The 2,051-nt window shown below is 41.5% G+C and carries 4 protein-coding genes and 1 tRNA gene; all 5 read right to left on the bottom strand.

Features of this window, described 5'->3' with window-relative positions; translation table 11 throughout:
• Positions 1-398 (bottom strand): nickel-responsive transcriptional regulator NikR (nikR, locus tag VMW39_03700; GenBank protein ID HUW23115.1); only part of this gene is annotated, 398 nt, incomplete at its 3' end.
• A 5-nt stretch (positions 399-403) separates the two neighbouring features.
• Positions 404-550: a hypothetical protein gene (locus VMW39_03695; GenBank protein HUW23114.1), complete on the bottom strand. Its 147-nt coding sequence runs from the start codon at positions 548-550 to the stop codon at positions 404-406.
• Between the two features lie 451 nt (positions 551-1,001).
• Positions 1,002-1,475 carry a hypothetical protein gene (locus VMW39_03690; GenBank protein ID HUW23113.1) on the bottom strand — a complete coding sequence of 158 codons (474 nt, stop codon included), beginning with the start codon at positions 1,473-1,475 and terminating at the stop codon, positions 1,002-1,004.
• A gap of 17 nt (positions 1,476-1,492) precedes the next feature.
• Positions 1,493-1,843 carry a hypothetical protein gene (locus VMW39_03685; GenBank protein ID HUW23112.1) on the bottom strand — a complete coding sequence of 117 codons (351 nt, stop codon included), beginning with the start codon at positions 1,841-1,843 and terminating at the stop codon, positions 1,493-1,495.
• 84 nt (positions 1,844-1,927) lie between these two features.
• Positions 1,928-2,001 (bottom strand) — tRNA-Gln (locus VMW39_03680).
• Between the last annotated feature and the right edge of the window lie 50 nt (positions 2,002-2,051).

Genomic DNA, 2,051 nt, shown 5'->3' with positions numbered 1-2,051 from the left:
GTCGTGGTGATCAGTTTTCCATGCTTCACATTCTTCGTCGCCAGCAGCTTGTCCGAGATCTCTTTAATCAGTCTGCTTTGTCCTTTCAATACGATGACTTCAAGACAGTTATGATGGTCAAGATGGATGTGAGTCGAGGAGACAATTGTATCCAGATACTTGTGCTGGATGCTGGTCAGAATTTCAGTCAATTCCCTGGAATCATGGCTGTAAACCAGAGCGAGAATGCCCACAGTCTCTGCTTTCTCATCCTTCCATTCTTCGGACACCAGTCTTTCTCTGATTAGATCCCGGAAAGCTTCTGACCGGCTCTTGTAACCCAGTTTCTCGATGAGTTTATCAAATTGACTTAAAAGGCCTGTGTCAACGGATACTCCAAAGCGCGTTACTTTATCCATCTCTTTTACTCTTCCTCACTCACATTGAAAATAATATGCTCAGCAACGAAAGTCAAACCAAAAACATTTGCTAACTCATATTGAGATGCAACTCCACTTAAAAATCCCTTCGGGGCCGGAACCTGGTGTGTGCCCTCCAATAATACCAACATTTTTGTCAGAGAGTCCCAAATCGATATCCTCGAAAACAAAGCCGGAATGGACCCTCTGGAGTTTCGGTATAAGAATCTGAAGGAAAAAATGAGCTACCGAATCAATCTGAATAATTGGTTTATCATTGGATATTGTGTTACCTTCTTAAAGAAGGTTTGACTTTATCTTCTGTTCTTGGCTAACTGATTGAAAACACTAAAAATAGAAACAGTCCAAATTTGTAGTGTGGCTAGGATTGTGGCTATAAAAGTAACCAATTTTTACCGAAATCGGGGGTTAGAAAAATAATGGGGATTTCTATCCTGCTGATATTAAATGATATAAGTAGTGGGCGATACAGGATTTGGACCTGTGACTTCTACCGTGTAATTTATTTTGGGCAAAGTATCCGGTTCACCTCACGGTGAGCGTGGGTTCCAGCAATTACTAATCTGCTTTAATCGAGCTCTTTTACCAGCGGATATACATTGTGAATTTAAAATATAGATCGCTGGCAGATATGTCATCATAATTGTCATAGGCTATATTGGGTATGAAACTGAAATTAGAGTCCACTTTAAAGTCAAGTCCTGCCAGGAAAACAGTACTGGGAGATGTGGGGTCAAAAGGAGCGTAGCTTATCTCTTCACCATATGGATTCGGCTGGAACGTTCTGTCCAACCGAGCAAAGAGATTGACCTTCTCCTTCAGATAGAAAACTACAAAACCCGAGGCCACCTGAAGATTGAAATCTTCCTTGCCTCCTGAATGTGTCTGATAACCATACTGTAAACCTGCTGTAAACTTTTTCCTTTTATAAGCTAGAAAGGCTTGAAGGGTGGATACAGTGGGATTTGCTTCTGCTCCAGGGGAATAATCCCCGTATAATTCGAAATAAACTTCCTTCAATGGACTAAATCCTATGGCTACATAGATCTTTTTCATTTTATTAATCTCTCCCTTTATGCCTTCTCCATTTGCCAGCATAAAGTGATAATATATTTTTCGGTCAGCAGCATAGCCTTGACTGCAATTCCAAAATCTCTAGGGGATCCCATTTTATACAAGTCAATGGGAGTCTTTTCTACAGAACGGTAGCCCCAATATTTTTCCAACTGGTCCCAGGTGGGAGTGCCTGCGAGTCCAAAGAAGAAGGAGGTTTCATTGAGTTTATACTCCAGATAAAGGTCCTTTATATAGGGTTCTATTTTTGTCTTGCTCTTAAAATCACCGGCGCTGTTGCCTTCCAATCTGAATCTGACATCAAAAGAGGAACTGAGTTTATGTTCATAAGTGAAATAGACCCTTCTCACAATCGCCTACATTTGCATAACAATGACAAAGTTAGTGGGACCAAAAATTTGCTTTGTTTTCAGGCGCTGAGCAAATTATAGGAGTGGCTGGGAAGCAGGGATTCGAACCCCGATTCCATGATCCAGAGTCATGTGTCCTGCCGTTGGACGACTTCCCAGCAGCAGCGACATGATAGCGAATTCTCCCCTTTTTTTCAAGATGGCTCTT

This window comes from bacterium, assembly GCA_035530055.1.
In the GTDB taxonomy this organism is placed as follows: domain Bacteria; phylum UBA6262; class WVXT01; order WVXT01; family WVXT01; genus WVXT01.
Note: the sequence above shows the minus strand (reverse complement) of the source record. Positions and strands in the feature narration are given on the sequence as shown.